This window comes from Hydrocoleum sp. CS-953 (assembly GCF_002260545.1).
Classification (GTDB): domain Bacteria; phylum Cyanobacteriota; class Cyanobacteriia; order Cyanobacteriales; family Microcoleaceae; genus Trichodesmium.
On the sequence record NZ_LGSU01000282.1, the window covers coordinates 1 to 2,626 of the forward strand.

General features: G+C 36.5%; 3 protein-coding genes and 1 pseudogene. All 4 read left to right on the forward strand.

Going from position 1 to position 2,626, the window contains the following annotated elements; genetic code table 11:
• Positions 1-222: 222 nt before the first annotated feature.
• On the forward strand, positions 223-805 hold a 583-nt coding region (locus tag AFK68_RS37970), incomplete at its 3' end, for a DUF3120 domain-containing protein (protein WP_256386466.1).
• 1 nt (position 806) lies between these two features.
• Positions 807-1,152: pseudogene (locus AFK68_RS37975) on the forward strand (DUF3120 domain-containing protein); the annotation flags it as partial.
• Positions 1,153-1,297: 145 nt separating this feature from the next.
• Positions 1,298-2,037, forward strand: a 740-nt coding sequence (locus AFK68_RS02550) for an adenylate/guanylate cyclase domain-containing protein (protein ID WP_143437447.1), incomplete at its 3' end; no start/stop codon positions are given.
• A 57-nt stretch (positions 2,038-2,094) separates the two neighbouring features.
• The gene (locus AFK68_RS02555) at positions 2,095-2,472 is read left to right on the forward strand and encodes an adenylate/guanylate cyclase domain-containing protein (RefSeq protein WP_371357207.1); all 378 of its coding nucleotides are present in this window, start codon (positions 2,095-2,097) and stop codon (positions 2,470-2,472) included.
• Positions 2,473-2,626 lie beyond the last annotated feature (154 nt).

Here is a 2,626-nt window from a genome sequence, read left to right on the forward strand (position 1 = left end):
CCTTAAAAAAGACTTTTTCAACAAACCCTATCTATATCTTAACTCTTCCTAAAAAATCCCCATTGGGGGGATAAAAATCTTGTTAATATTATAAAGATGCCCTGGGAGGGGATAAAACCTATGATATATTAAATAAAATAAAGTTAAATAAAAAATATTAAAAATATCTTGTTTGAAAATACTTTTTTTGCTATGATAGATAACTTTTTTCCACCTACTATTATGGAAAAAAATTTTTTGGTATTTGTTTCAGAAAAAATTAGAATCAGCCAAAAATGGGCTGTGTTCGGCACTGCTATATTTCTAGTAACAGTACCAGTATTTTTTCAAGCTCCAATGGTACGTCAACTGCCTTGGTTAAGTTTAGCTATGACAGGCTTTTGGTTATGGCTAAGTTTAAAATTGCTCAAAAAGAGAGAAACTAATTTATGGGGCGATCTATTATTAGGGTTTACTTGGAGTTGGTTTACAGGTTCGATATATTGGGGTTGGCTACGACAGGAACCATTTCTCCACTTACCAGTTGAAGCGATATTTGTACCTTGGGCACTATGGTGTTTAAGCAATAATCGAGAAATGTTAGGAAACTGTTTTTATTTAGGGTCTCTACTTGGTACAGCAGTAACAGACGGATATTTCTACATAACTGGCCTGATTCCTTATTGGCGACAGTTAATGATAGTTGAACCAGAAATGGCCTTAGAAGTATTTCAAGATGCTTTAACTCAAGTGCTTACTTCTTGGGGGATAACTTGGATTATTGTCTTAGTTGCAATTCTGTTGTTATTTGGTATTGTACCTTTGCNGTGTTTAAGCAATAATCGAGAAATGTTAGGAAACTGTTTTTATTTAGGGTCTCTACTTGGTACAGCAGTAACAGACGGATATTTCTACATAACTGGCCTGATTCCTTATTGGCGACAGTTAATGATAGTTGAACCAGAAATGGCCTTAGAAGTATTTCAAGATGCTTTAACTCAAGTGCTTACTTCTTGGGGGATAACTTGGATTATTGTCTTAGTTGCAATTCTGTTGTTATTTGGTATTGTACCTTTGCAGTCTAAAAAGTTATACTGGTGGGGGTTTGGGGCAGCAGTATTGAGTACAATTTTAGTAGACAGTCTATTCTTATTGGCTGCTCTTGTGGCCTAAGACCAAATTTCAGAGGGGGTGCAGTAGAAAAATACCTCGGTAATAATACTGTCATACCTATGCTATTTTAGGGTCAATCAGTCTATTACTGATCAATTAGTGCTGACCAAAACAGAATTCACACAAGTTTAAAGCTTGTGTTACCATGAGTGCCACTGTCGTGACTTTGCAACCTCCTCATCTAGTGCTTCGCACAGAAGCAGGCGATCGCTACCTACCTCTAGTTGGAAATAATTGTTGGACTATTGGTAGAAGTAAAGATAATACTTTTGTCCTGACTGATAAATGGATATCCCGCAACCATGCTATGATACAGCAGATGGATACGGGAGATTTTTATCTGATTGATTTAGGTAGTCGTAATGGTTCTTTTGTAAATGGCCGTCGTGTTAGTATTCCTGTTACTTTAAAAGATGCGGACGATCTAATATTTGGTCAAACAGAACTAGAATTTCGTTGCCCTGACCTGGAAATAAATATAGAATCAGCGATAGATATTGATTCTCAAGAGTTTACAGCTACCTTGCACGTTCGTCGGTTAATTTCGGTGATGGTGATGGATATCCGAGATTTTACAGTGCTGACTAGAAAACTTGATGAGAGGGTATTGTCTGAAGTAATTGGTAGTTGGTTTAGGCAAGCTGGAGATATTATTAGGAATAATGGGAGTTGGGTAGATAAGTATATTGGTGATGCTATTATGGCTGTCTGGTTCCATGGAGCTGAGGGACTCAACAGCACAGAAATGCTCCGTATTTTTCAGGCTCTTAGAGATTTACATGAAGTAACAGAGGAATTAAGTAAGACTTATCCTTTACCTTTTCCCTTAAGAGTGGGAGCTGGAATAAATACAGGTTATGCAATGGTAAGTAATGCTGGTAGTACNGTGATGCTATTATGGCTGTCTGGTTCCATGGAGCTGAGGGACTCAACAGCACAGAAATGCTCCGTATTTTTCAGGCTCTTAGAGATTTACATGAAGTAACAGAGGAATTAAGTAAGACTTATCCTTTACCTTTTCCCTTAAGAGTGGGAGCTGGAATAAATACAGGTTATGCAATGGTAAGTAATGCTGGTAGTACCGAGCGTTCTGATTATACGGCTTTAGGGGATACTGTTAATGCAGCATTTCGTCTAGAATCATCTACGAAAGAAATTGGTATGGATATAGCTTTGGGAGAAGGTACTTATAAATATATTTCCGATCTAGCAAGTGTTAATCAAGTATTCAAGCAGTATAAAGTACATCTGAAAGGTTATGATACTCCAACTATAACTTACGCAGGTACTTTTAATAGTCTCGACAATTTCTTGAGCTAAAAATTGTTAGTTAACAAAAATAAAACCAAAATTTTTTAGGTTTGAACTGTACTGTAGGGGATAAGTCCACAGACTTTGGCAATAGAGTATTTGATATACGAAATATAGGTTAACTCAGGAGTCAAAAGTTAAAAGTTAAAAGTTAAAAGTTAAA

Coding starts and splice junctions, on each gene's coding strand:
- AFK68_RS02555 (WP_371357207.1), top strand. CDS start 2,095: ATGCTCCGTATTTTTCAGGCTCTTAGAGATTTACATGAAGTAACAGAG.